The sequence below is a fragment of the Streptomyces sp. NPDC001351 genome (assembly GCF_042896045.1).
GTDB lineage: Bacteria > Actinomycetota > Actinomycetes > Streptomycetales > Streptomycetaceae > Streptomyces.
Genome location: NZ_JBIAWS010000001.1, coordinates 195,106 through 220,415, shown reverse-complemented (window position 1 = coordinate 220,415; position 25,310 = coordinate 195,106). Strand labels below are relative to the sequence as shown.

Below are 25,310 nucleotides of genomic sequence, written 5' to 3'. Positions count from 1 at the left end.
TCAGGGCCCCTCGGTGGCAAGGGCGCCCACGGGCTCCTCGTAGAAGACGTACGTCGCGCGCTGGGCGACCGCGGCCGGGACCGCGAGGCCCTCCCGGGCCGAGCGCTCGGCGACCTGCCGGAGCGCCCCGGAGTCGACTTCCGTCTGGTCGAGGATGAGCCGCACGGCGTCCTCGACGGCCAGGAAACGGTTCGGCATCAGGGTGCAGGTGCGGTAGGCGCTGAAGGCCGCGGCCTGCGGGTTGAGCTGGAGCAGGGGCGGCAGCCGGTCCCAGTCCTGCGGGAAGTCCTCGCCGTTCCAAGGGCGCGGGACGAGCACCGGATCACCGAGGTGTCGTAACAGTCCGAGCCTGGCCAGCTGCCATACGGCGGCCAGGAACGGGCAGGACCACAGCCGCCGGCCGTCCTTCTCCGACCACAGCTCGACGTCCATGAAGACGGAGTGGTTGCGGGCCGCGGTCTCCTGGGGCGGCTGCCAGCCCCTGACCTCGCCGAGGGCGGCGCGCTTGGTGGTGGGGGTGCGCTGTCCGTTGGCGAGCCAGCCGGTCTGGCTGACGGACGGGCGGGAGCCGTAGCTGCCCGGCGGCGGCGACTCGACCAGGCGGTGCATGACGGACTCGGCGAGTTCGATGCGGTCGGCGACCGCGCAGCCCGACTCGCGGGCCAGGTAGTCGATGACCAGGCCGGCCTTCTCGGCCTCCTTGAGAACCAGGGGGACGAGTTCGGCGGGAGTGGAGAAGCGCGTGAAGTAGTCGTCGATGAGGAAACAGGTGCTGATGCGGGGGCGCTTGCCGCCGGTGCGGCGGGCGGCGGAGGCGCGGGCGGCGTCCACCCACAGCCGTACCTCGGCGAAGTGCTCGCGCAGTCGCTCGGGGCCTGCCTCGAAGTCCTCCATGTAGAGGTGGCCCAGCTCCAGGGAGAGGTGGGACAGCGGCACGGACTGGGTGCGGAGCTCCGCCGTGGTCTCCCGGAAGACGGCCTCGGTCACGCCTGCTCCCAGTACTTGTCGTCGGTGAGCCGGGCGGCCAGCTGGTTCAGCGCCCGCCAGGTCTCCATGTTGGCGATCTGGCTGTCGAGCACGTCCTCGTCGGTGATGAGCTGCTCACGCCACTGCAGGACCGGTTCGAGGGGAATGGAGCCGAGGACCTGGCTGTAGCCGATGCCGTGCGTGGAGGCGAGCTGCTTGAGGTCGCTGTCGGTCTTGCGCATCCACGCCGACTGGGTGGGCGAGACCTGCGACCACAGCGGCGACTCGGGGTCGGGTACGGCGGCCCGGACGAAGCGGATGGCGCCGCGCAGCGCCTCCTCCTCGTGACCGCGGTCGACACCGCCCGCGACGATGCCGCGCTCGCCGAAGACCAGGCCGGCGGCGGCCGCCACATGCTGGCGGGTCCAGCGGTGGAAGACCAGCCAGCGGGCGGTGATCTCCCGCATCTCGGGCTGCGCGGTGGCCTCCAGGACCATGTCGACGGCGTAGGAGCGGCCGGCGCTGAGGTCCACGACGACCAGGTCGAACTCGTAGTACAGCTTCATCAGCAGGTCGACGCAGAGCCGCACGTGGTCGCCGGTGGTGGCGAACTCGCCGCCGCTGACGTCGCCGGGCATCAGCACCAGCCGGCCGCAGCCGGGCGGCGGGTCGCGCAGCACCTGGTGCTCGGTCCTGGCCCAGACGTCGATGCGCTCCGGCTCGCCGACCTCCCCTATCAGGTAGGAGTGCAGGCCGCGGTCCTCGACGGCCGCACGGGCGTCGGCCACGTCGAAGACGGCCGAGGCGGTGGGCGAGCCGAAGTCGAAGTCCAGGTAGCACACGTCGTCCCCGGCCAGCGCACGGTGGTAGGCGAGGTTGGCGCTGGTGACGGAGCGGCCCGTGCCCCCCTTGTCGGAGGCGGCGAAGATCAGCACGCGGTCACCGTCCCTGGGCCGCGGCTTCGCGAGCCCGGGTGAGCGCGTCGAGCTGCCCCAGCACGTCGAGCGCCAGCGCGTAGGCGGTGCCTGGCTGTTGGTCGAGGAGACTGCGGGCGCGGCGCAGCTTGACCTCGATGTTCCTGAGTTGCATGCCGTGCCGGCCGTCGTCGCTGGGCGCGGCTTCCATCTGCTCGTTGCCCAGGAGATGGGCGGACTCGCTGAGCAACGCCCCTGCCAGCTCGGTGAGTTCGAGACTGCGGACCGGGGGCTGCCGGTACATCTGGTGGACCTGGACCATCACCTCGGCGACGCGCTCGGTGATGTTCCACGACACCGGCACCCGGCGGGTGACGATCTCCGCCTCGGGATAGGCGGCGTGGACGTAGTCCCACAGGCCGGTGCCCTCGCCCTCGCGGATACGGCGGCGCCACATGTGGTCGAAGACGTCCTCGGCGAGTCTGAGCAGCCGGTCGTGCGAGTCGAGGTTGCGGGAGAGCGCGCGCAGCTGGATGGTGCGCTTCAGCAGCTGCGCCGAGAAGTCGTGCAGGGACCACGTCATCGGCGGGCCCAGCCGCTCGCTGCCCTGCAGGGGCAGCTTGACGCCCGCGTTGTGCAGTTCGAAGACCGTGCGGTCGTCGCGTGTCATACGGCTGGTGATACGGCCGCGTTCGGCGAGGCGTTCCATGACGGTGACCGTGCGGGCCAGGTCGTCGTCGGTGGCCCGGCGCCGCATCAGGTCGTGGACGAGGATGGCGGCGACGGAGAGGGAGAAGTACTCGGACTCCAGTTCCTGACCCGTCGTACGCCAGGGGATGTCCTCCAGGGGCCAGCGCTCGGGGTCGAAGCGTGCGATGCCCGACCAGTACTGCTGCGTCAGCTCCCAGCGCAGCCGGAGCGCCTCGGCGAGCTTCTGCTGTTCGGTGTTGAGCAGGCCCAGGGTGAGGGTGCGGTCGGAGAACAGGTCCTGAATGCCGTCGAGGGCGACCACCGTGAAGTAGAGGTACGGCACCGGGTCGGCGGCGCCCTTGGGCTGCAAGCCGATGGGTTCGTCGGTCTCGACCTCGGGTGCGTCCTTCACCAGGCTCCACGACCAGCCGCACTCGAAGAACTGGTTCTCGTCCTTGAGTCCCGCCTGGACGTCGATGCCGAGGGTGAGGCTCTCCACGATCGCGGCGCGCAGTGCGCGGAAGCGGCTCTGGTACATGTTCAGTACCTGCCGCTGCGACAGCCGTCCCTGGCCGAGGAGTTCGACCAGGTTGCGGCCCTGGGCGGAGTCGGCGTCGAAGGCGTTGACCGTGAAGGAGCGCAGCAGGCTCACCATGGCGGCGGTGAGCCGGTTGCTGGTGGCCGAACGCAGCTCGGCGATCGTCTCCTGGATGTCGCTGCGTCTGGTCCTGGTCTCGTAGACCTTGAGGAAGCCGAGCGTCGCCAGGCAGAGCGTGATCGACATGGAGAAGGAGTCGACCACGCCGAGCTGGCGTTGTTCCTCGGTGGGCTCCCCCTGGGCCTTGTCCTGGGATCCGAAGTAGTAACCCCCGGCGAAGGTGGGCGTCTTGTCGTCGCCGGTGTGGGTGCGCATGAACTCGGACGCGGCCTTGACGAGGTTGGCGGGGAGGTCGAGCCGTCCACCGGCCTTCCTCAGGGCCTGCTGGACGTCCTCCTGCGTGGTGTCCGGGTCGTCCAGACGGAACGCGGGGATCTCCGTGGCCGGGTACAGCAGGCAGAGCAGCCGCTCGGCGTCGGCGACGCTGCTCTGTCCGCCCCACTCGCCCCAGGCCCACTGCTCCCGCTCGAAGGAGTGGCGGGCGATGGCCTGCCAGATGTCCAGCAAATGCTGGCGTGGCTTGATCTGCATCCCATGCCCCTCACACAGGCCGCACTGCCGTCATTTGAGGAATGACCCTTTTCTGTTGTGAAGATTTTCAGACGGCCGGAATGCCTGCGTCCGTATTCCGCCGCCAACCGTAGGCCAGGATCATTCCCGAATACCCGTCGCGCACACCTGCGGCAGACTTGAGCCGCTGCACCTCGAAGTCGCCCGCGAATGGCGCGAGGCTCGCACGGACCTCGGACTCTCCCACGTCACAGGCCGGGAAGAACTCATCCCCCGCGTGATAGCCCTTCGAATGTTCCATGAAGGCGGCGGCGAAGGGAGCTCCGGGGGTGAGGGCGCACATGAAGCGCTTGACCCCCAGGTCGAACTCCTGGCGGGAGGTGGTCATCGACTCGGCGACGAAGAACATGGTCCCGACGGACCAGCGCCCGCCGAAGCGCTCCAGCCCGAAGATGTTGCCGTGCTCGACCTTGACGACCTTGCGGAACCGCTCGCGGGGGTCCAAGTGGAGGGAGCCGTACGCCTCGTGCTCGCACAGGGCGGTCCAGAACGGGTCCCAGTTCTCGTCGTAGCCGCCCGCCTGGCGCCAGAGATACTCCACGTTCGCGAGCGAGTGCTCGAAGAGGGTGATCTCGTCGCACCAGGGCAGCATGGAGAGCGCAGGATAGAGATTTGCCCCGGCGCCCACGTCGATGCCGTAAACCGGCCCGACGCCCTGCTTCCGGAAATGGCCGCCGAAATGACCCCGAATGATATGCAGGATCTCCTCGTCCTCCGCCTGTAAGAAGCGGTAGTTGTGCCGAACGTAGGCGATCGGGTCGAATGAGTCCCAGGGCGCGTCCGCATTCTTCACCTGGGCATCCCCCGACGATCTCAAGGTCATTTACCTACGGTACCAACACCGGAGGCCCTCCGGATCCCCCTGCGGTCAATGTCCCGAGAATTACGTCATGTCCCCGGCAGGGGGACGGGGCGCACTGGGGGCGCACCGTGGCGAATGCATTCGCGCGGCCTGATCCGGCCTTGAACGGCCGGATTGTCCCGCTCAAGATGGTCGGAACTCTGCCGAACACACCAGAAAGGCAGACAACAGGCGTCTCACCCGTACCACCCGTACGGGTGTCAACGTGCCCTTGACTCCCAACCCGCAGGGGGCGGTATGACGGCTCTTCCAGAGAAACGTTTTCCTTCCACGGCCGACCGCACGGACCGCCCCCTGACCATGAGGGGCGTCGTCGAGGCCGACCTGCCCGAACTGCATCGCGTCGACAGGGAGGCCTTCCCCGAGGAGCCGTACCACTACTTCGAGCTGCGCCAGAGTTACGACATCCACGGCGACCGCATCCTCGTCCTCGACGACGGACAGAGCCTGCACGGCTACGTCCTGTTCGTCACCACCTCGGACGGCTATGTGAACTGGATCAAGAGCCTCGCCGTCACCCCCGAACTGCGCGGACGCGGGCTGGGCCGCCGGCTGATGCTCGAGGTGATACGCCGGTTGCGCACCGAGGGCGTCCACCAGGTCCGCCTGACGGTGGAACCGACGAACGCGGCCGCGATCACGCTGTACCGGTCGCTGGGCTTCTCGTTGGAGGGCGGGGTGCGCAAGGGCTACTTCGGGCCCGGGGAGGACCGGTTGATCATGACATTGGGGCTGTGAACCGGGGGATCACCCGCACCTCGATCCGCGTCCTGGTGATGTGACGCGTCGCCTCGATGCCGGCCATGACCTGCTCAGTGCGGTGCGAAGGACGGTGGCGGTCGTCGTGACGGTGGTGGTCGCGGACCGGCGGGACGTATGAGAAACCCCGCGCCCGGGCGGGGGTAATCCCCCCATCCGACAAGGCAGTTGACCGGATGGGATGCGCGGACGGCATCCGGGAGTCTCGTGGTCATGAAGAAGATCACGAAAAGCGCAGTCCTGATCGCCGCCGCCTCCGGCATCGTCTTCGGTCTCGTCACGCCCCTCACCGCGTCCGCCGCCGAGGAGCCGCTCAAGTGGACCAGGTGCGCGGGCAGCGGCCTCGACCCCCGTCAGCAGTGCGCAACCCTCGAAGTCCCCATGGACTACGCCCACCCCGGCGGCCGCACGATCGACATCGCCGTCTCGCGCATCCCCGCCGAGAAACCGTCCGCCCGCCGGGGCGCCCTGCTGCTGATCTCCGGGGGGCCGGGCGGCACCAGTCTGGCCGACCCTTCGGGGAAGGGGCAGAAGCTGCCGCAGGACGTCCGGGACGCCTACGACCTGATCGGGTTCGCGCCGCGCGGCAACGCGCCCTCCACGGCGGTCGGTTGTGGCCTCGACCACGGCGATCTGGCCCTGTCGAAGCTGCGCCCGTGGCCCGCCCCGGACGGGTCCGTCACCGAGAACATGCGCACCGCCCATCGGATGGCCGCCGCCTGCGCGGCGGGCGGCGGCGAGCTCATGCGCCACATCACCACCAAGGACAACGCCCGCGACATCGACCGCATCCGCGCCGCGCTCGGCGAGCGCAGGCTGTCCGCGTGGGGCGTCTCGTACGGCACGTATGTGGGCGCCGCCTACAGCGAGATGTTCCCGCGGCGCACCGACCGCATCGTGCTGGACAGCAACGACAACCCCGACCCGGTCCGGGCGGAGCGGGCCTGGGTCGCCGCGTACGAGGTGGGCGCCGAGGACAACTTCCCCGAGTTCGCCACGTGGGCCTCCGCGCCCGGCAACCCGTACCGCCTGGCCGGCACGGCCGCCGAGGTCCGCCCGCTCTTCCTCCGCCTCGCCGCCCGCCTGGACCGCGAGCCGCTCCCCTGGCCCGGCGCCAACCCGGAGGAGCTGAACGGCAACGTGCTGCGCCAGACGATGCTGGACAGCCTCGCCGACCGCGGCAGGTACCCCACCCTGGCCAGGCTGATCGCGGCCGCCCTGAAGGGCACCGCCCTGCCCGCCCCGGCGACCCCGCCGGACGCGGCCATGCAGAACGTCGTCGCGGTGAGCGCCGCCACCATCTGCAACGACGCCGCATGGCCGCGCGATGCCGCCGCCTACCGGAAGGGCGTCGCCGAAAGCCGCGCCAAATACCCGCTGACCGCCGGCATGCCGAGGAACGCGCTGGTGTGCGCCGCCTGGCCGTGGCAGCCGAAGGAGCCGCCGGTGCGGGTCACCGACCGGGGCCCGTCCAACGTCCTGCTCGTCCAGAACGAACGCGACGTCGCGACCCCCCTCAGCGGCGCCCTGAAGCTCCGCGAGGCCCTCGGCCGTCGCGCCGTCATGGTCACCAACGACGCCACCGGCCACGAGGCCTACCTCGCCCACGGCACCAGCTGCGGCGACGAGACGGTCTCCCGCTTCCTGGCGACGGGGAAACGGCCCAAGGCCGACGTCTACTGCGAGTGACCGCACGCGTCGTACCGGCGCGCCAGCGCGTGGAACGCCTCCTTCGGCTCCCAGCGCCAGGGCGAACGGGCGTCGTCCGGGCGGTCCTTGATGGTCTTCGTGATGCTGTAGCTCGCCATGTCCAGGTCGTAGCGCGGGTTGTCGGTGCGGTGCGGGGCGTCCGGGGTGACGAACTCGAAGGCCATCGCCGCGTACAGGCCCATCGACTCGAAGACGTCCAGCAGGCCGGTCAGGTAGGCGGCTTGGGTGTGTTCGCTGCGGACCAGGTGGCCCTTGATCTCCTGAGGGTCCTTGTCGTAGTCGACGACGTTCCAGCCCATGCCACCCGCCTCCGGCGCGCCGACATAGGTGCAGGTCCCGAACTCGGTGATGGCGAGGGGTTTGCCCCAGCGCAGGTATCCCCTCAACTCCCTTCCGTACTGCGAGCGTTGGCGGAAGTGCGAGTAGTAGTCGATGCCCACGATGTCGAAGAGACCCCAGTCCACCTTGTCGTCCTGGGCGGCGGCATAGCTCAGCTTGCCGCGGAAGACGGACCGGCCCACCGCCGCCGCCTTCGCCGTGAAGCGGTCGAGGCGGCGCTGCATCGTCACGGGATCGAAGTCGCCCTTCAGCATGTTCTGCACGCGGTCCAGGACCGTCTCCCCCGGCACGATCCCGGGCACCAGCAGCCAGAACTCGCAGCCCACGCTGAAGTCGACGCTCGCGCCCTGCCGCCGCAGCCGCTCCGCGAACCGGCCGCACTCGGCCAGGTGCTCGAGGGTGTCCCGCTGCGGGGCGTCCGCGAGGGTCGGCTGGAGCCATACGTGCAGCCCCCGTTCGGCGGCCTCGGCGGCGGTGGCGGTGAGGCGTTCGACGCCGTCGCCGGTGACGTCCACGGTGTCGGCGTGCAGTTCGTCACGTATGGCGCGGATGTCCCGGCGCATCCGTGCCGAGCTCCACGCGGTCCCCGGCGTCTCGCCCTCGCCGACGGTGTAGACGACGCCGCGGTGCCGCAGGCCCCGGCCGGTCGCTGCCGCAGGCCCGGCCGGCAGCACCGCCGCCGACAGACCGAGGGCCGCCGCCCCCGCCAGGAACTGCCCCCGATTGATCCCCTTCGTCTTCTCCATGCCCCTCACTGTGGCGAGGACTGGCCCGCACCGCCGTCCGCCGATGGTCTACGTCCGGTCAACCAAGGGATGACGTAAGGCGTCGGTCACTGATGAGATCGACGAGGGGATCGACATCCCTCACCGACCGAAGGAGACCGAGATCCTAGGCCGACGCACCCTGCTCACCGCGGGCACCGCCACCGCCGCGGCGCTCCTCACCGGCGCACCCGCCCACGCCGCCACCGGCGACCGTCTGCGTGAGCTGGAACAGCAACACGGCGCCCGCCTGGGCGTCTTCGCGCACAACGTCCGTACGAAGCAGACCGTCGGCCACCGCGCCGACGAACTCTTCCCCGTCTGCTCGCTCTTCAAGACCCTGGCCGCCGCGGCCGTCCTGCGCGATCTGGACCGGCACGGCGAGGTCCTCGCGCGTCGTGTCCACTACACGGAGGCCGACCTCGTCGACGGCTCGGACAGGACCAGGGAACACCTGGCCGAGGGCATGACGATCGCCGAACTCGCCGACGTCGCCATCCGCTACAGCGACAACACCGCCGGCAACCTGCTGCTGCGCGAGCTGGGCGGCCCCGCCGCGATCACCCGGTTCGCCCGCTCGATCGGCGACCCGGTCACCCGCCTCGACCGCTGGGAGACCGACCTCAACTCGGCGGAACCATGGCGGATCACCGACACGACCACCCCGCGCGCGATCGGACGCTCGTACGCCCGCCTCGTCCTCGGCGACGCGCTCGACCGCCGGGACCGCGGACTCCTCACCCACTGGCTGCTGGGCAACACCACCAGCGGCAACCGTCTGCGCGCGGGGCTGCCCAGCACGTGGACGGTCGCCGACAAGACCGGCGCGGGGTCCTACGGCGCGAACAACAACGCGGGTATCGCGTGGACGCCGGACGGCACGCCGATCGTGTTGGCCGTGCAGGTGACGAAGCCCGAACGGGACGCCGCGTGGGATCACGCGTTGATCGCGGAGACCGCGGCGGTCCTGGCGAGTGCCCTCGGGTAGGCGGTTCGCGGGCCGTACCGTCTTCCGTCTGCGGCTTCGTCGTGGCTGGTCGCGCCGTAGCGGACCACGCGCACCCCGCTCAGAACCTCCGCACGTACCGCTTCTGCCACGGCGTCTCCACCGCGCGACGGTCGTAGGTGCGCCGTACGAAGGCCACCGCCTCCTCGGGCGGTACGCCATCCAGGACCGCCAGGCAGGCCAGTGCCGTGCCGGTTCGGCCGCGGCCGCCTCCGCAGGCGATCTCGACGCGCTCGTCCGCCGTCCGCTCCCAGGCGGCGGTCAGCGCGGCGCGGGCGGCCGGGCGGTCTACGGGGAGGCGGAAGTCGGGCCAGCGGACCCACGTGAACTCCCAGGAGACGGGCGGGGGCCGGCTGCCGAGGAGATAGAGGGCGTACGAGGGGGTGGGCGCGTCCGGGGCGAGGGGGTGCCGTAGTCCGCGGCCGCGGACCAGCCGGCCCGACGGCAGCCGCAGCACACCGGGGTCCGCGGGATGCCAGGTGTCCGTCATCGGATCAGCGTACGGGCCTCGATGCACGAGCGCCCCGGTGTCGTCGTCGTGCCGGGACGTCCCATGTCACCGGCAGGGACATGCGCCAACTCCCGCCATTTCCCACCGCCATTGGGCCGACCTCTGGCAGCTACGCCATTCGTGTAAGGGCCCTTGACCGCCCCTTGCGCCCCTCCTATGGTCGCGGCTGACGACAGGACGTAGGACGTCGTATCTCCTGGCTCTTCGATGGCACTCTCCGCTGGAGGACACCGTGCATCGCCGGACCTTCCTGAAGTACACCGGCGCGCTGGGTGCGGCCACCGCCGTCTCCGCGTCGCTGTCGGCCTGTTCGGCCGGGCCCCAGTCCACCAACGACACCGGCGGCGGGAGCGGCAAGGACCGCACCCTGACGGCGGTCATCGGCTACGGCAACGACGGCACCTGGGATCCCACCCAGACCGCGTCCGCCTTCTGCATGGCCGCCAACAACCACATCTACGAGGGCCTGCTCGACACCGACCCGATCTCCCGCGAGCCGTACGCGGCGCTCGCGACCGCGGTGCCGAAGGACCTGAACTCCACTTCCTGGAAGTTCACCCTGCGGCCAGGAGCGAAGTTCCACGACGGGAAGCCGGTCACCGCCGACGACGTCGTCTTCGTGTTCGACCGGATCCTCGACCCGAAGACGCAGACCCTCGCCAAGGGGTTCTTCGCGAGCTGGCTGAAGGAGGTCCGGAAGATCGACGCGCAGAACGTCGAGCTGGTGCTCAAGTTCCCCTTCCCCGACGGGCTTTCCCGGCTCACCCTCGCGAAGATCATGCCGAAGCACGTCTTCTCGCAGCCGGGCGCCTGGGACAAGGCCATCACGGGTCTCGCGATCGGCTCGGGGCCGTACCGGCAGTCCGCGCACCACCCGAAGTCGAACACCACCTTCGAGGCGTTCGCCGACTACAACGGCCCGCGCCCGGCGGCCTTCAAGAAGATGAACTGGCTGACGATCGTGGACGCCGCCCCGCGCGTCGCCAGGATCTCGGGCTCCAGCGCGGGCGCGCAGATCTCCGACAACATCCCCTACGCCAACATCGAGCAGCTCAAGAGCGGCGGGCTGACGGTCGCGGGCGGGGCCGGCATGAACAACCTGTTCCTGATGTTCAACACCAGGCACAAGCCCTTCGACGACGTACGCGTGCGGCAGGCGCTGCACTACGCCATCGACACCGAGAAGATGGTGCAGGTCGCGCTGAGGGGGCACGGGAAGCCGTCGTCCTCGTTCCTGAACGAGGGCAACCCCGCCTACCGACGGGCGAAGACCGTCTACGACTACGACCCCGAGAAGGCGAAGGCCCTGCTCAAGGCGGCCGGGGTCAAGAACCTCAGCATCGACGTCCTCGCGGTGAACGTGAGTTGGATCGTCGACTGCCTGCCGACCATCAAGGCGTCCTGGGACGCGATCGGGGTCCGTACGACCCTCTCGCCGCAGGAGACGACCGCCGTCTTCACCAAGATGGACCAGAAGCAGGACTACCAGGTCGTCGCCGCGGCCTCGAACCCCAACCAGTTCGGCCTCGACGCCGATCTGATCATGCACTACAACTACGGCCCCACCAACCTCTGGATGCAGTACACGCGCTGGGCGGACAACGCGGTCGCCAAGGAGCTCTTCAAGGACATGGACCGAGCCACCCAGGAGGCCGACCCGGCGAAGAAGAAGGCGATGATCCAGGACTACATCGACGTCGTCGCCGAACAGGCCGTCCTCTACCCGGTCGTCCACAACGAGCTGATGACCGCCTGGGACCCGAAGAAGCTCACCGGCATAAGGGCACAGCCGTATCCCGGCATCAACCTGCTCCAGGCCAAGTGGGTCTAGCCCATGGTCGCGGTTCTCCGCATCCTGCTGCGCCGCATCGCCCTGCTCGTGCCGCTGATGCTCGGCATCGTGCTGTTCGTGTTCCTGGTGATGCGCTTCTCGGACGTCGACCCGGCGTCCGCGTTCTTCCAGGGCGCGAACCCCACCCCACGGCAGCTGCACGACTTCCGCGAGCAGAACGGCCTGCTCGACCCGCTGCCCGTGCGCTACGTCCACTTCGTCGGCGACCTGCTCCACGGCGACCTGGGCACCAGCGCCCTGACCCGCGCCCCCGTCGTCGACCAGGTCACCACCGCGCTGCCGCTCACCCTCCAGCTCACCTTCCTGGGCCTGGGCATCGCGGTCGTACTGTCCCTGGTCGGCGGGGTGACGGCGGCCATCTACCGGGACCGGCTGCCCGACCAGATCATCCGCGTCGTCTCCCTCACGGGCGTCGCGGCCCCCGGCTTCTGGCTGGCGCTGCTGATGATCCAGTACCTGGCGGTCGACCAGGGCTGGTTCCCGACCGGCGGCTACGTCAACCCGGCCGACTCCTTCACCGGCTGGCTGAGGACGATGACCCTGCCCGCCCTCGCCCTGTCCCTGCCGGTGGCGGCCCAACTCACCCGCATCGTCCGGACCTCGGTGGTGGAGGAGCTGGACAAGGACTACGTCCGCACGGCGATCGGCAGCGGTCTGCCGCCCCGCGTGGTGGTGGGCCGCAACGTGCTGCGCAACGCCCTCATCAACCCGCTCACCGTGCTGGGCCTGCGCGTCGGGTATCTGCTCGGCGGTGCGGTCGTCATCGAGACGATCTTCTCGCTGCCCGGCATGGGCAAGCTGATGATCGACGCCGTGAAGAACGGCGACCCGGCCGTCGTCCAGGGCGTCGTGCTGACGACGGCGACCGGCTTCGTGGTCGTCAACCTCGTCATCGACATCCTCTACCTGCTGGTCAACCCGCGACTGAGGGACACGACCGCATGACCTCCCCGTTCCCGCGGTTCACGCGCAAGAGCCTCACCGAGACGCTGTCCCGGCCCGGCGTCCGCCCGCGCGGATGGCGCCGGCTGCCGCCGCTGTCGAAGGCCGCGGTCTGCTTCCTGGCCGTCGTGGTGCTGGTGGCCCTGCTGGCGCCCCTGCTCGCGCCGGACGACCCGCTCGACCAGCAGCCGCCCGTGGACGGCACCGGACACCCGTCGGCCGAGCACTGGATGGGCCAGGACAGCCTCGGCCGGGACATCCTCAGCCGGCTGATGTACGGCGCCCGCTGGTCGCTCGCGATCGGCCTCGGAGCGACCGCCCTCGCGCTGGTCGTGGGCGCGCTGATCGGCGCGGTCGCGGCCACCTCCCGCAAGGGGGCCGACGAGACGCTGATGCGCTGTCTGGACGTGGTGATGGCGTTCCCGGGCATCGCGCTCGCGGCCGTCCTGGTCGCCGTGTTCGGCGGTGGGATCACCGTGCTGATCTGCGCGATCGCGTTCCTGTTCATGCCGCCGGTGGCGAGGGTCGTCCGGGCGAACGTCCTCGACCAGTACGGCGAGGACTATGTGACGGCGGAACGGGTGATCGGCGCGCGGACGCCGCACATCGTGCTGCGCCACGTGGCGATCAACTGCGCCGCCCCGGTGCTGGTGTTCTGCACGGTGCAGGTTGCCGAAGCCATCGTCTTCGAGGCTTCGCTGTCCTTCATCGGGGCGGGGGTGCGTCCTCCGGACCCGTCCTGGGGCAGTGTCATCGCCGACGGCAAGGACATGGTGCTGACCGGGGGATGGTGGGCGACCGTCTTCCCGGGGCTGCTGATGCTGGTGACCGTGCTGTCTCTGAACGTTCTGTCGGAGGGGGTGTCGGATGCGTGGGCGGCACCGGCGGCGCGGGAGGTCGACGTACGCGCGGACGACGACCGGCTGGAGGCCGCGGAGCCTGGGAGCGGGGAGGTGTTGCAGTTGCCGGGGCTGGCGGATGCGGCTGCGCGGCTGCGGGGTCGGCACGCCGAGAGAGGTGCCACGACAGGTCGTCGGGCGACTGCGGCGCCGTCGGGGCTGGTCGCGCCCGCGCGGCGGAAGCCGCAGATTCAAGACAGCCCCGCGCCCCTGAAAGACGCTGCCGGACCGGCGGTTCTAGCGGTTGAGAACCTTGCCATCGGCTTCGAAGGGCGGCACGCCGGGGTCGACATCGTCGACGGGATCAGCTTCGAGGTGCGGGCCGGTGAAGTGCTCGGGCTGGTGGGCGAGTCGGGCTGTGGCAAGTCGCTGACTGCGCTGGCGATCATGGGATTGGAACCGAAAGGCGCCCGGGTTCGCGGCCAAGTGCGCTTCAACCAGCGGGAGTTGCTGGCAGAGCCCATGAAGGCACGCCGTCGCCTCCTCGGGCACGAGATGGCGATGATCTACCAGGACGCGCTGTCGTCCCTCAACCCGGCGATGACGATCCGCGCCCAGCTCAAACAGGTCGTACGGCGCGGAGGCCGCCGCAGTCCCGCCGAGCTGCTGACGATGGTCGGCCTCGACCCCGACCGCACCCTGCGCAGCTACCCGCACGAACTCTCCGGCGGCCAGCGCCAACGCGTGCTGATCGCCATGGCCCTGTCCCGCGACCCGAAGCTGATCGTCGCCGACGAGCCGACGACGGCGCTGGATGTGACGGTCCAGGCGCAGGTCATGGAGCTGCTGCTGCGGCTGCGCGAGGAGCTGGGCTTCGCGCTGATCCTCGTCTCGCACGATCTGGCGCTGGTCGCGGACGTCACCGACCGGGTGGTGGTGATGTACGGCGGACAGATCGTGGAGACGGGCGTGACCGCCGATCTGGTGGAGGCGCCGGCCCACCACTACACGCGCGGCCTGCTCGGGAGCGTGCTGTCGCTGGAGTCGGCGGCCGAGCGCATGACACAGATCAGGGGCGTGGTCCCCTCCCCCGCGGACTTCCCGGCGGGCTGCCGGTTCGCCGACCGCTGCCCGCTCGCCACCGGCATCTGCCGCACCACCCCACCCGACCTGCGGGGCACGCCGACGCACACGGCGGCCTGTCACCACCCGGCGGTCGAACTGGTGACGTCGGAGCCGGAGGCCGTTCAGTGAGCGCGATGAACGCGATCGTCGAGCTGTCCGACGCCCATGTCGTCCACAAGGCGCGCAGCGGCGGCCTGTTCACCAGGGACAGGGTGTACGCGCTGACCGGCGCCGATCTCACGGTGGCGCCCGGCGAGACGGTCGGCGTCGTCGGCGAGTCCGGGTGCGGAAAGTCGACGCTGGCGAAGGTGCTGGTCGGGGTGGTGCGGCCGACCTCCGGCACGGTGTCCTTCCAGGGCCGCGACCTGTGGTCGATGCGCCCGGCCGAACGCAGGGCGGCCGTCGGCGGCAGCACCGGCATGATCTTCCAGGACCCGGCGACGGCTCTGAACCGCCGACTGCCGGTGCGGCAGATCCTGCGGGACCCGCTGGACGTGCACGCGCGCGGGACGAGACCCCAACGCGAGGACCGGGTACGGGAGTTGATGTCCCTGGTCGGCCTCCCCCGAGCCCTGGCCGACGCGCTGCCCGGCCAGCTGTCGGGCGGCCAGCGCCAACGGGTGGCGATCGCACGGGCGTTGGCACTGAACCCCCGCCTGGTGGTGGCGGACGAACCGACGAGCGCGCTGGACGTCTCGGTACGCGCCCAGATCCTGAACCTGCTCCTCGACCTGAAGGAACGCCTGAACCTGGCCCTGGTCTTCGTCTCGCACGACATCCAGACGGTACGGCGGATGAGCGACCGCGTGATCACCATGTACCTGGGCCGGATCGTCGAGGAGTCCCCGGCCGCGGGGGTCACGGACCGGGCCCGGCACCCGTACACCCGTGCCCTGTTCTCGGCCACCCCGGGCCTCCTGAACCCCATCGACCCCATCCCCCTCACCGGCCCGGTCCCGTCGGCGACGCGCCCGCCCAGCGGCTGCCCGTTCCGCACGCGGTGCTGGAAGGCGGACGAGGTGTGCGCGGCGGAAATGCCGGACTTCTCGGCCGCGTCCTCCGCGGGACATCGCTTCCGCTGCCACCATCCTGTGGAGGAGAACCAGTCGACGCAGGACCTTGTACGCCAGAACCACCCCACGGAGCCCTCATGACCCTCCCCGCCCCGCTGACCGGTGTCGTCCCGCCCGTCTGCACACCCCTGACACCGGACCGCGAGGTGGACGTCCCCTCACTGCTCAGGCTGGTCGACCACCTGGTGGGGGGCGGGGTGCACGGGCTGTTCGTGCTGGGGTCGTCGTCGGAGGCGGCGTTTCTGCGGGACGGGCAGCGCAGGCTGGTGGTGGAGTCGGTGGTGGCTCATGTGGCCGGACAGCTGCCCGTCCTGGCCGGGGCGATCGACATGACGACGCCGAGGGTGCTGGATCATGTGGCGGCGGTGACGGGGGCGGGGGCGGACGCGGTGGTGGTGACGGCGCCGTTCTATGCGGGCACGCATCCGGCGGAGATCGCGCGCCACTACCGGCTGATCGCGGCGGCGTCGCCGGTGCCGGTGGTCGCGTACGACATCCCGGCCGCCGTGCACACGAAGCTGCCGGCGGATGTCGTCCTCGACCTGGCCACCGGGGGCGTGCTCGCGGGGCTCAAGGACTCGAGCGGTGATCTGGGGGGCTTCCGGGAGGTCGTGAGCGGCGCGCGCGATCGATCCGACATCCGGGGCTTCAGTGTCCTGACCGGCTCGGAACTGGTCGTCGATGCGGCACTTGCGATGGGGGCGGACGGGGCGGTGCCGGGGCTCGCCAATGTCGATCCGCACGGTTACGTCCGCCTCGACGCGCTGTGCCGGGCCGGGGACTGGGAGCGGGCGCGTGCCGAACAGGAGCGGCTGTGCGCCCTGTTCGGCATGGTGAGGGCCGGAGACCCGGGCCGTATGGGCGGCAGTTCATCGGCCCTCGGCGCCTTCAAGGCGGCACTGCACCTACGCAGCGTGATCGACTGCCCGGCGACCGCGGACCCGCAGGTGCCGCTGTCGTCGGACGAGGTGGAACGGGTGGGCAAGTTCCTGGCGACGGCGGGCCTGCTGTAGGAGTTTTTCGCCCCCGCCGCCCCTTCCCGTCCCGCCCCTGGGGGCTGCCGCCCCCACACCCCCGCTTCGGCCTGAACGGCCTCGTCCTCAAACGCCGGACGGGCTGAAAAGATCAAGCCCCGCCCGGCAAAATCCAGCCCCTCCGGCGTTTGAGGAGCGGGGGTCCGGGGGCTGGCCCCCGGGTCGGGACGGGAAGGGGCGGCGGGGGCGAAAAAATCTCTACCCCAGGTCCGACACCGGCACCCTGCGGAACTCGATCTTCTCGTACGGACCCGAGGCCCCCGTCTCGTACAGCAACCCCACCGTGCCCCGATCGACCTGCACCAGGTCGGAGTACGCGGCCGGCGACGCCGACACCGTCAGCACCTTCGTGAACGTCCCCCCGCCGTCCTCACTCCGCCAGATCGCCATCGCCAGCCGAGCGGTCGGCGAGGAGGGACCCGAGAACAGCAACGGCGCCTTGCGGCCGACGAGTTGGAGGACGCTCCCCTGCACGACCGGGACATCGTTGAGTGCGGGCTGCACCGCGTACGGCCGGTCCAAGGACTCCCCACCGTCATCGGAGTACGCGTCGAGCCGGTTGCCGACACTCGCCCCGTTCTGGTCCCGCGCACTGAAGTACAGCCTGCCGTCGGGGAGTTGGGCGGCCGTGGACTCGTTCGCGTTGTCCACGCCGTCGTACGAGGAGTCCACGAACCCCAGCCGCCAGCTCCGCCCACCGTCGTCGCTGTAGATGGCGTGCGCGCCGTAGTACCTGGCCTCCTGGCCCGTGTCGGGCGAACCGGCGGGCGGGGCCGCGGAGTGGTTGGCGGGGACGACCAGGCGGCCGGCGTGCGGGCCGCGGGTGAGGGCGACGGCGTGGCCCGGCCCGGTCGCGTACCAGCGCCAGCCCGCCGGCTTCACCTCGTCCGTGATGTCCCGTGGCGGCGTGAAGTGCCGCCCGTCGTCCCGGCTGCGCTGCACGAACACCCGGCGGCTCTGCTCCGCCGTGACCTCGCCCCGCATTATCCGCGCCTCGGTGACGGCACCGCTGTTGTAGGAGGTCAGCAGGACGACCGCGCCGGTGCGCGGGTCGACGACGGGGGCCGGGTTGCCCCGGGTGTCCCCGTTCCCGGCGGCCACCACCTGCAGCGGCCCCCAGGTGCAGCCCCCGTCGTCGGAGCGTCTGAGGACGACGTCGATGTTCCCGGTGTCCCCGGCACCATGGTGGCGGCCCTCGGCGAAGGCCAGCACCGTGCCGCGGCCGGTCGTGACCGTCGCCGGGACACGGTAGGTGTCGTAGCCGCCCTCACCCGAGACATACGGGACGGAGGACGGGCAGCCGCCGGCCGCGTGGGCCGGTGCGAGGGCCGTGAGCGGGGTGAGGAGCACGGTGGCTGCGAGGAGGGTGCGGCTCAGGGAAGTCACCGTCAGATGGTGCCCGGAGTGACGAGTCCCGACTCGTAGGCCACGATGACCAGCTGCGCCCGGTCCCGCGCCCCCAGCTTCCCCATGATCCGGCTGACATGGGTCTTCGCCGTCAGGGGGCTCAGCCCCAACGCCTCACCGATCTCGGTGTTGTTGAGCCCGCGCGCCAGCAGGGTCAGCACCTCCCGCTCCCTCTCGGAGAGGCATTCCGGCCCGCCCGTCGCGGGCGCCGACCGGCTGCGCAGGAACCGCTCGATCAGCCGTGCCGTCGGTCCCGGTGACAGCAGTGCCTCGCCCGCGGCCACCGTACGGATGGCATCCAGGAGTTCGGCCGGGCGGGTGTCCTTCACCAGGAAGCCGGAGGCCCCCGCCCGCAGCGCCTCCACGATGTTCTCGTCGGTGTCGTAGGTGGTGAGGACCAGCACCCGTACGTCCGCCAGGTCCTCGTCGGCGGCGATCAGCCGGGTCGCCTCGATGCCGTCCAGGTCCGGCATGCGGATGTCCATCACCACCAGGTCGGCGCGCTCGCTGCGGGCCAGCGCCAGGGCCTCCCGGCCGGTGCCCGCCTGTCCGACGACCTCCATGTCCCGCGCCGACTCGACGAGCATGGCGAACGCGGCCCGTACCAGGGTCTGGTCGTCGGCCAGCAGTACACGGATGGTCATGCGTTGCTCTCCCCCGTCGTCGTGAGCGGCAGTACGGCCGTCACCTCGAAACCGCCCTGAGCCCGCGGCCCGGCGTCGAGTGTGCCACCCACGCTGCGGGCCCGTTCCCGCATGCCGACCAGCCCGAAGCCGGGTGTGCCGCCGGGAATGGGTCCGGTGCCGTCGTCGGTGACGGACAGGTGGAGGGCGCCCTCGTCGTCGTACAGGTCGACGCGTACGGCCGGTTCGGGGCCCGCATGCCGTACCGCGTTGGTCAGCGCCTCCTGCACGATGCGGTACGCGGCGGCGCCGACGGCGGGCGGGGCCTGCCGTACCCGTACCGTCTGCTCGACGCGCGCGCCCGCGAGCCGGGCCGTCTCCACCAGGTCGGGCAGGCCGTCGAGGCCGGGGAGCGGGCCGCGGCCGTCCGCCGAGTCGTTCTCGCGGAGCACCTCCAGCGTCGTGCGCACCTCTCCCCGCGCCGTTCGGCACGTCTGGGCGATGTCGTCCAGGGCCTTCGCCACCGTCTCCCGGTCCAGGCGTTCGGGGTCGGCGGCCAGGACGTGCGCGGCCACCGACGTCTGCACGCCGATGAGGGTGATGGTGTGGGCGAGCAGGTCGTGGAGGTCACGGGCGATCCGCAGCCGTTCCTCGGCGACCCGGCGGCGGGCCTCCTCCTCCCGGGTGCGTTCGGCGCGCTCGGCGCGTTCGACGATCGCGGCGACGTACTGGCGGTAGTAGCGGACGTCGACGCCGCAGAAGAGGACGGCGAGGGCCCAGCCGGAGATGCGCAGGAGCTCGATGCCCTGGTGGTGGTTGGCGGCGAGCACCATGGTCACGATGACGCCCGTGACGGCGATGCCGGTCAGGATCGTGCGCAGCGGACGACCGGTGACGGCGACCGTGTACAGCGCCACATAGGAGGCGGGGAGGGGCGCGATGTGGTTGTTGTCAAGGCCGTGGTACGGCGCGACGAGAGCCACCACCAGCGCCAGCACGAGCAGCGGGCGGCGACGCCGCCACACGATCGGGACGTGGGCCGCGAGCAGCAGCGCCCAGCCGAGCGCGTCCGGACGGCGGGCCGCATCGGTGGACAGCGCCAGGCATACGGCCGCCACCGCGAGGACGGCGGCCAGGATCGCGTCGTTGCGCGTGCCGTGCGGGGCGGTGCGCGGGTCGCGGTTGACCACCGCCATGACCCGCTCACCCCTACGCGGTCGCGTCACTGTCGTTGTCGCCTGCACGGGTTCATTCTCCGCACTTCACACGGGCTCCGGCTGCCGCTCGGTCCGCACCGGCTCCGGCGCCCGCGACAGCCGCCCCGGCCACCACACCCGGCGCCTGAGCAGCACGCTCGCCGTCGTCACCAGATAGGTCCGTACGAGGAACGTGTCCAGCAGCACGCCCACCGCGATCACGAACCCGAGCTCGGCCAGCCCCACCAGCGGCAGCGTGGTGAGCACGGCGAAGGTGGCGGCGAGTACGACACCCGCGGAGGCGATGACCCCGCCGGTGGTGCGCAGGGCCGTGAGCGCCGCCGCCTCGGGCTCGGCACCCGCGAGGGACTCCTCGCGCATACGGTGCATCAGGAAGATGCCGTAGTCGACGCCGAGAGCGACCAGGAAGACGAAGGACAACAGGCCAAGGCCCGAGTCCGTGCCCGCGAAGCCCAGCAGCGGCCCGAACACCAGCCCGCCGATCCCGAGCGCCGCGCCCCACACCGCGACGACCGCGACCAGCAGCATCAGCGGCGCCACGAGGCTGCGCAGCAGTCCTACGAGGATCACGAACACGGCGGCGAGGACCAGCGGCACGACGACCTCGCGGTCCCGGGCCTGACTGTCGGCCAGGTCGAGCTGCTGGGCGCTGGGACCGCCGACATAGGTGCCGTAGGTGTCGTCGAGCCCGGCGCGCAGGGCCTCGATGGTGCGGGTCTCCCCCTTCGACTCGGGGGCCGCGGTGGCGTAGACGGAGATCTCCGTCCAGCCGGAGCCGGTGCGACCGGTCGTCGCCTGGGCGACCCCGTCCGTCGTGCGGGCCTTGGCCAGGACGGCATCGGCCCTGGCGGTGGGGGCGATGACGGTGATGGGCTGGCTGCTGTGCCCTGGGTAGGCGCGGGCCAGGGTCTGGGCGGCGGAGATCGACTCGGGCCGCCGGGTGAAGGAGTCCTCCTGCTTGAGGGTGCCGGGGAGGTTGAGGGCACCCAGCGCGAGCGCACCGAGGAGTATGGCACCTCCTGCGAGTACGACGACCGGGCGGCGCGTGGCCGAGCTGCCCATGGCCGCGAACAGCGAACGCCGCGCCTTGGGCGCGCTGCCGAAGGCGGGGATCAGCGGCCAGAAGACCCGGCGGCCGAGGAGGACCAGCAGGGCGGGCAGCAGGGTGACCATCGCGACGAGCGCGGCGAGCACGCCCACCATGCCGACCGGGCCCATGCCGCGGCTGCTGTTGAGGTCGGCGGCGAGCAGGCACAGCAGTCCGGCGGCGACGGTGCCGGAGGAGGCGAGGACCGCCGGGCCGCAGCCGCGCAGGGCGGCGCGCATGGCGTCGTACGGGCGCTCGTGGCGTCGTAGCTCCTCGCGGTAGCGGGAGATGAGCAGCAACGCGTAGTCGGTGCCCGCGCCGAGCACCAGGACCGTCATCACACCGCCGCTCTGGCCGGTGACGGTGACGCCGAACGCCTCGTGCAGGCCGTACGCGGCGGCCATCGCCATGCCCGCGGCGACACCGGCGACGGCTAGCGGCACCAGCCACAGGAACGGGCTGCGGTAGATGAGGATCAGCAGGGCGGTGACGACACCGAGGGTGGCGTAGAGCAGGGTGCCGTCGATGGAGCCGAACACCTTGCTCATGTCGGTCTGCAGGCCGCCGGGCCCGCCGACCTCCACGCTGAGGCCCGCACCGCCGTTCGCGAGAGCGCGCACCCCGTCCACGAAGGCGTCCCGCGCCTTGTCGTCCTGGCCGGGCCCGGTGCTGGAGACCGGGTACATGAGGGTGGTGCCGTCACGGGACGGGACCGCCTTGGGAGTGCCGGTGATCTGGTACGTGGTCCCGATCTCGGCGACCTGGGCGCCCGCCTTCTCCCGGTCGGCGGCGGTGAGGCCGCCGTCGCGGTGGTAGACGAGCACCAGGTCGGTGGCCTGCCCGCCCGGCAACCGGTCCTGGATACGGGCCACTTGGGTGGAGTCGGCGCTGTCGGGCAGGTAGTCCACGGACCGGTTCTGCTGGATGCCGGAGAACTTCCCGGCGAACGGTCCGGCGAGCACGAGCGCCGCCACCCACAGCCCGAGCACCACCCAGGGCACGGCACGCCGTCCCCGCGTTCCTGTCCTTACGGCCCCCATGGACGGGCCTCCCTCCGGTCGGGTTGTCTGGGTCGGTTCCAGACTCCCGGCGGGCGGGGGACGGTTCGTCGGGCGTGAGGGCGAGTTGCGGGGTACTGCCGTGGGTGGCAGGGCGACGGGGTTACTCCCGCGGGAGTAACGCGGTCGGGTCTCCCGCCGATTTCCGGTGCGGTCTTGCCCTTCCGGGTACGGGCAAGTAGCAATGCAAGTCGTCCCATTCGCATCCGACGGGGGAGCGCGTTCATGGTGACCCTTCTCTTCGTGCACGGAACCGGCGTGCGCGAGCCCGACTACGGCAAGGCCCTCAGGACCATCCGTACCGAGGTCAGCGCCCGGCGCCCGGACGTCCGGGTGGAGCCGTGCGACTGGGGCTCGGCCCTCGGGTCGCATCTGCGGGCCGGCGGCGCCTCCATCCCGGGCTTCGTCGACCAGGCCGGCAAGGGCCCGGCCGCGCCCGCGCCGGAGGACGAGGAGGTGGCACGCTGGGCGCTGCTGTACGCCGACCCGCTGGCGGAGCTGGAGCTCCTGGTGCTCACGTCGGCCGCCGCCACGCCGGCGCCGTTCGTGCCGGGCGCGGTCGCGCGCGGGGACACGCTGCTGGCCGACCTGACGCGCCTCGCCGACCACGACTCGCTGCGCGCGGCCTGGACGGACGCGGGTCTGGAGGTACCCCTGCAGCAGGCCGCCGACGCACTGCACGGCGCGCCGGAGCTGCGCCGGGCCGCCGCGGCCGGCGCCACCGCGGTCGTACTGCCCCGGCTGGCCGCCCGTGCGCTGGTGGCCTATGCCCTCAACCGGAGCGACGGTGATGCCGGACGCCTGCCGGCCGGGCGGCGCGACGAGTTGGTGGACCGTCTCACCGAGGCGCTCGGCGGTGACGTACGCGGTATCCCGGAGGCGGTGTCGGCGGCGGTCCGCTTCTCGGCCCGCCTGTTCGAGAGCGCGCTCGGCAACCGGCTGGCCGTGGCCCGCCGTACGGCCTGGAGCGGCAAGTCGGTGGGTTTCTTCGGCGACATCATGCGCTATCTGGTGCGCGGTGAGGCGGTGCGTGCGGTCGTCGCCGAGGCGGTACGGGCCCAGTCCGGCCCCGTGGTGCTGCTCGGCCACAGCCTGGGCGGCATCGTCTCCTTCGACCTGCTGGCCTCCGGAACCCTGCTGGACGGTGCCGCGACGGGCCCCGGTGCCCGCCCCCGCAAGGTCGCGGCCCTGGTCACGGTGGGCTCGCAGGCGCCGCTGCTGTACGAACTGGACGCCCTGCCGTCCCGCCCGTTCGGCAGCGGCCTGCCCCCGGGCTTCCCGCCGTGGACCAACGTCTACGACCGCCGGGACCTGCTGTCCTACCAGGCGGCGCCGGTGTTCGGCACCGAGGCGACGGACGTGCGGGACGTGGAGGTCGACAACCGGCAGCCGGTGTCGGCGGCGCACAGTTCGTACTGGGGCAACGAGCGCTTCTACTCGGTGCTGTGCGGCGTGCTGGACCGGGCCGCGGGTCGATGAGCCGCGTGGGCACGGCAGTTCGCGGTACGGAGGGTAGGGCCCCTATCCTGACATGTTCCAGCCGGTGTGCCGACAGGTGTACCGGCCGGCTTGCCCACCACGGTGCGAGGGGGAACGCGCGTGGCGAGACGCGGATTGGACGACGTCCAGCTCGAGCTCGTAGAGGCCGTCGTGACGGTGCTCAAGGACCCCGGCGGCGGTCTGGGATCCGAGGGTGCCCGCAGGTTCTGGCGGCAGATGCTCGACGAGACGCTGGAGGGGCTGCCGCAGGACAGCTACCCCACCCCGCACCTGGAGTTCCTGACCCTGGTGCACGCCTGCGCCGGGCGGCCGCGCGGCCTGGCGTCGCTGGCCCGGGTGACCGCCCTGGTGGCTCCCGCGCTCGCGGACCCGCTGCGGCCGCTGCTGGAGGAGTGGCGGGCCCATGAGGTCTTCGAGGGCAGGGACTGGCGGCCCCTGCGCCAGGTGCTCCAGCTGCAACTGCCCGAACTGGCCGCGATCGTCGCCGAGTCGACCAGCGGCCGGCACGTCCTTCCCCCGCACTGCGCGACGCCCTGGCAGACCTTCGTGTACCTGGCCGACCTCAACTCCCCGGCGAGCGGCCTGCCGCCGGCCATGGTGCTGCTCGAGTGGCTGGCGCACTGCCCCGAACTGGCCTCCGCGGTAGGGGAGATAAGAGCCTGGAACGACCACTTCGCCGAGAAGTGGGAGCTGGCCGAGGGCCCCGACGGGCTCCACAGCCTGCGCCGGAACCTGGAGTCGGCGCACCGCGCCGAACGCGCCCCCCTGGCGGTCGCCGTCGGCGGCTCGTACGGCGGCACCTCGGAGGAGCCCCCGGCCGGCGCAGGTCAGCAGCCGGAGGGCCCCGAGGAGGAGGGGCCGCCGGTCATCCGCCTGTACATCAGGGTGGCCCGCGACCGCACGCCCCAGCCGAGCAACCGCCGGCGCACCCCTCGGCCTCCGCGCTACCACCTGTCGGCCTGTGTGAAGTACGCCGACTCCGCCGCCCTGCAGCGGCAGCCGGAGGCGGAACCACAGGACCTGGTGACCCGCGATCGACTTCCGGCGGCCGTCGCGGAGTTGCTGACGAAGATGGCGGTGATGTGGCACAACCGGTCGGAGAGCGTGGCCCTGGAGTTCTTCCTGCCCCTGGAACTGCTCACGGAGGCGGTCGAGTTCTGGAACCGCGATCCCGCCCGTGGTTTCGAGAATCCGCTGCTCAGCACCTACCGGGTGTCCGTTCACAGCCTCGATCGCATACAGCGGCGAGAATTCCACCGCGCATGGCGGGCGCGCTGGTCGCAGTGGCGGAAGAACGAGACACATTGGAGGGAGTTCGGGGGCAACCCGGAGCACACACGGCGCGTTGTGCACGAGTGTGCCCCGGAGCCGACGCTCACCGTCGACAAGCATCTGTCACGACTGGACGCCGCTGTGGGAAGCGACGATGATGTGGTCGGCATGCTGTTGTGCGAACCGCCGTGGGAGCAGGGCGAGTTGGGCATGCAGGAGGTGAGGCTGGCCCTAGAACTGGGAGTGCCCGTACTGATGTACCACCGTGACAGCGTCGCCACGCCCACCTGGCGTGCGGCGATGTGGGAAGCGTTGGCCGAAGATGGGCTGGCCGCTCTTCCCCGGCGCACGCAACAGTGGAAGACCGACGCCGCCGCCGGCAGGGACTCTGCGTACGACCCCGCGACGATTCGCGCGATGGGCATGATCTGGGACGACCCTGAGCATCTTCTTGACGGGGGACCAAGCGCTCCCGCCACCTTTGTAGGGGGGACCGATTGAACGCGCCGCTGGAGAACGGAGGACCTCTCTA

20 protein-coding genes are annotated in these 25,310 nt (G+C 71.1%); 10 read left to right on the top strand and 10 right to left on the bottom strand.

Translation table 11 applies throughout. From position 1 onward, the window contains the following. The 4 genes from ACFY1U_RS00935 to ACFY1U_RS00920 form a co-directional block, all read right to left on the bottom strand. Positions 1-987, bottom strand: a complete 987-nt coding sequence (locus ACFY1U_RS00935) for an SCO2522 family protein (protein ID WP_390692011.1) — start codon at positions 985-987, stop codon at positions 1-3. Continuing rightward, a complete protein-coding gene (locus ACFY1U_RS00930) occupies positions 984-1,901 on the bottom strand; it encodes an SCO2523 family variant P-loop protein (RefSeq protein ID WP_123965000.1) in 918 nt (305 codons plus the stop codon). The genes ACFY1U_RS00935 and ACFY1U_RS00930 overlap by 4 nt, the downstream gene beginning before the upstream one ends. A 4-nt stretch (positions 1,902-1,905) precedes the next feature. Continuing rightward, the gene (locus tag ACFY1U_RS00925; RefSeq protein WP_390692010.1) at positions 1,906-3,759 is read right to left on the bottom strand and encodes an SCO2524 family protein; all 1,854 of its coding nucleotides are present in this window, start codon (positions 3,757-3,759) and stop codon (positions 1,906-1,908) included. Positions 3,760-3,826: 67 nt separating this feature from the next. Beyond that, positions 3,827-4,621, bottom strand: coding sequence for an SCO2525 family SAM-dependent methyltransferase (locus tag ACFY1U_RS00920; RefSeq protein WP_390692009.1), 795 nt, complete (start codon positions 4,619-4,621; stop codon positions 3,827-3,829). A gap of 276 nt (positions 4,622-4,897) precedes the next feature. On the opposite strand from ACFY1U_RS00920, the gene ACFY1U_RS00915 reads away from it, so the two are divergent. Next, on the top strand, positions 4,898-5,398 hold the full coding sequence (locus ACFY1U_RS00915; protein ID WP_390692008.1) for a GNAT family N-acetyltransferase: 501 nt from the start codon (positions 4,898-4,900) through the stop codon (positions 5,396-5,398). Positions 5,399-5,632: 234 nt separating this feature from the next. After that, positions 5,633-7,108 (top strand): alpha/beta hydrolase, encoded by a 1,476-nt coding sequence (locus ACFY1U_RS00910; RefSeq protein WP_390692007.1) that lies wholly within the window; start codon positions 5,633-5,635, stop codon positions 7,106-7,108. On the opposite strand, the gene ACFY1U_RS00905 is transcribed toward ACFY1U_RS00910, so the two are convergent. Next, a complete protein-coding gene (locus ACFY1U_RS00905; RefSeq protein ID WP_390692006.1) occupies positions 7,096-8,214 on the bottom strand; it encodes an abortive phage infection protein in 1,119 nt (372 codons plus the stop codon). The two genes, ACFY1U_RS00910 and ACFY1U_RS00905, sit on opposite strands and share 13 nt — an antisense overlap. Before the next feature lie 115 nt (positions 8,215-8,329). On the opposite strand from ACFY1U_RS00905, the gene bla reads away from it, so the two are divergent. Beyond that, positions 8,330-9,220, top strand: coding sequence for a class A beta-lactamase (bla, locus tag ACFY1U_RS00900; RefSeq protein ID WP_390692815.1), 891 nt, complete (start codon positions 8,330-8,332; stop codon positions 9,218-9,220). A gap of 79 nt (positions 9,221-9,299) precedes the next feature. Here the strand turns inward: bla and ACFY1U_RS00895 are convergent, their stop codons facing one another. Next, complete coding sequence (locus ACFY1U_RS00895; RefSeq protein WP_390692005.1) at positions 9,300-9,728, bottom strand: protein phosphatase; 429 nt, start codon at positions 9,726-9,728, stop codon at positions 9,300-9,302. 253 nt (positions 9,729-9,981) lie between these two features. On the opposite strand from ACFY1U_RS00895, the gene ACFY1U_RS00890 reads away from it, so the two are divergent. From ACFY1U_RS00890 to ACFY1U_RS00870, 5 genes are read left to right on the top strand one after another with little or no spacing between them, the layout of a single operon-like run. Next, on the top strand, positions 9,982-11,580 hold the full coding sequence (locus ACFY1U_RS00890; RefSeq protein WP_390692004.1) for an ABC transporter substrate-binding protein: 1,599 nt from the start codon (positions 9,982-9,984) through the stop codon (positions 11,578-11,580). Positions 11,581-11,583: 3 nt separating this feature from the next. Continuing rightward, complete coding sequence (locus ACFY1U_RS00885; RefSeq protein WP_390692003.1) at positions 11,584-12,546, top strand: ABC transporter permease; 963 nt, start codon at positions 11,584-11,586, stop codon at positions 12,544-12,546. Beyond that, positions 12,543-14,636 (top strand): dipeptide/oligopeptide/nickel ABC transporter permease/ATP-binding protein, encoded by a 2,094-nt coding sequence (locus tag ACFY1U_RS00880; protein WP_390692002.1) that lies wholly within the window; start codon positions 12,543-12,545, stop codon positions 14,634-14,636. The genes ACFY1U_RS00885 and ACFY1U_RS00880 overlap by 4 nt, the downstream gene beginning before the upstream one ends. Before the next feature lie 5 nt (positions 14,637-14,641). Beyond that, positions 14,642-15,661, top strand: a complete 1,020-nt coding sequence (locus ACFY1U_RS00875; RefSeq protein WP_390692001.1) for an oligopeptide/dipeptide ABC transporter ATP-binding protein — start codon at positions 14,642-14,644, stop codon at positions 15,659-15,661. Beyond that, on the top strand, positions 15,658-16,593 hold the full coding sequence (locus ACFY1U_RS00870) for a dihydrodipicolinate synthase family protein (RefSeq protein ID WP_390692000.1): 936 nt from the start codon (positions 15,658-15,660) through the stop codon (positions 16,591-16,593). Before ACFY1U_RS00875 ends, ACFY1U_RS00870 begins: the two co-directional genes overlap by 4 nt. A gap of 219 nt (positions 16,594-16,812) precedes the next feature. Here ACFY1U_RS00870 and ACFY1U_RS00865 read toward each other — a convergent pair whose 3' ends face one another. The 4 genes from ACFY1U_RS00865 to ACFY1U_RS00850 all read right to left on the bottom strand — a co-directional run bounded on the left by ACFY1U_RS00865 (position 16,813) and on the right by ACFY1U_RS00850 (position 21,988). Further along, complete coding sequence (locus ACFY1U_RS00865) at positions 16,813-18,000, bottom strand: exo-alpha-sialidase (RefSeq protein WP_390691999.1); 1,188 nt, start codon at positions 17,998-18,000, stop codon at positions 16,813-16,815. A gap of 2 nt (positions 18,001-18,002) precedes the next feature. Beyond that, positions 18,003-18,665 (bottom strand): response regulator, encoded by a 663-nt coding sequence (locus ACFY1U_RS00860; RefSeq protein WP_390691998.1) that lies wholly within the window; start codon positions 18,663-18,665, stop codon positions 18,003-18,005. Further along, positions 18,662-19,840: a sensor histidine kinase gene (locus ACFY1U_RS00855; RefSeq protein WP_390691997.1), complete on the bottom strand. Its 1,179-nt coding sequence runs from the start codon at positions 19,838-19,840 to the stop codon at positions 18,662-18,664. Before ACFY1U_RS00855 ends, ACFY1U_RS00860 begins: the two co-directional genes overlap by 4 nt. Positions 19,841-19,906: 66 nt before the next feature. Beyond that, positions 19,907-21,988 carry an MMPL family transporter gene (locus tag ACFY1U_RS00850; protein WP_390691996.1) on the bottom strand — a complete coding sequence of 694 codons (2,082 nt, stop codon included), beginning with the start codon at positions 21,986-21,988 and terminating at the stop codon, positions 19,907-19,909. A gap of 243 nt (positions 21,989-22,231) precedes the next feature. Here ACFY1U_RS00850 and ACFY1U_RS00845 point away from each other — a divergent pair, with 243 nt between their 5' ends. Beyond that, complete coding sequence (locus ACFY1U_RS00845) at positions 22,232-23,485, top strand: alpha/beta fold hydrolase (RefSeq protein WP_390691995.1); 1,254 nt, start codon at positions 22,232-22,234, stop codon at positions 23,483-23,485. 120 nt (positions 23,486-23,605) lie between these two features. After that, a complete protein-coding gene (locus ACFY1U_RS00840) occupies positions 23,606-25,279 on the top strand; it encodes a hypothetical protein (protein WP_390691994.1) in 1,674 nt (557 codons plus the stop codon). The last annotated feature ends 31 nt before the right edge of the window (positions 25,280-25,310 follow it).

Coding starts and splice junctions, on each gene's coding strand:
- ACFY1U_RS00925 (WP_390692010.1), bottom strand. CDS start 3,759: ATGCAGATCAAGCCACGCCAGCATTTGCTGGACATCTGGCAGGCCATC.
- ACFY1U_RS00920 (WP_390692009.1), bottom strand. CDS start 4,621: ATGACCTTGAGATCGTCGGGGGATGCCCAGGTGAAGAATGCGGACGCG.
- ACFY1U_RS00915 (WP_390692008.1), top strand. CDS start 4,898: ATGACGGCTCTTCCAGAGAAACGTTTTCCTTCCACGGCCGACCGCACG.
- ACFY1U_RS00910 (WP_390692007.1), top strand. CDS start 5,633: ATGAAGAAGATCACGAAAAGCGCAGTCCTGATCGCCGCCGCCTCCGGC.
- ACFY1U_RS00905 (WP_390692006.1), bottom strand. CDS start 8,214: ATGGAGAAGACGAAGGGGATCAATCGGGGGCAGTTCCTGGCGGGGGCG.
- ACFY1U_RS00895 (WP_390692005.1), bottom strand. CDS start 9,728: ATGACGGACACCTGGCATCCCGCGGACCCCGGTGTGCTGCGGCTGCCG.
- ACFY1U_RS00885 (WP_390692003.1), top strand. CDS start 11,584: ATGGTCGCGGTTCTCCGCATCCTGCTGCGCCGCATCGCCCTGCTCGTG.
- ACFY1U_RS00880 (WP_390692002.1), top strand. CDS start 12,543: ATGACCTCCCCGTTCCCGCGGTTCACGCGCAAGAGCCTCACCGAGACG.
- ACFY1U_RS00875 (WP_390692001.1), top strand. CDS start 14,642: ATGAACGCGATCGTCGAGCTGTCCGACGCCCATGTCGTCCACAAGGCG.
- ACFY1U_RS00870 (WP_390692000.1), top strand. CDS start 15,658: ATGACCCTCCCCGCCCCGCTGACCGGTGTCGTCCCGCCCGTCTGCACA.
- ACFY1U_RS00860 (WP_390691998.1), bottom strand. CDS start 18,665: ATGACCATCCGTGTACTGCTGGCCGACGACCAGACCCTGGTACGGGCC.
- ACFY1U_RS00855 (WP_390691997.1), bottom strand. CDS start 19,840: ATGGCGGTGGTCAACCGCGACCCGCGCACCGCCCCGCACGGCACGCGC.
- ACFY1U_RS00850 (WP_390691996.1), bottom strand. CDS start 21,988: ATGGGGGCCGTAAGGACAGGAACGCGGGGACGGCGTGCCGTGCCCTGG.
- ACFY1U_RS00845 (WP_390691995.1), top strand. CDS start 22,232: ATGGTGACCCTTCTCTTCGTGCACGGAACCGGCGTGCGCGAGCCCGAC.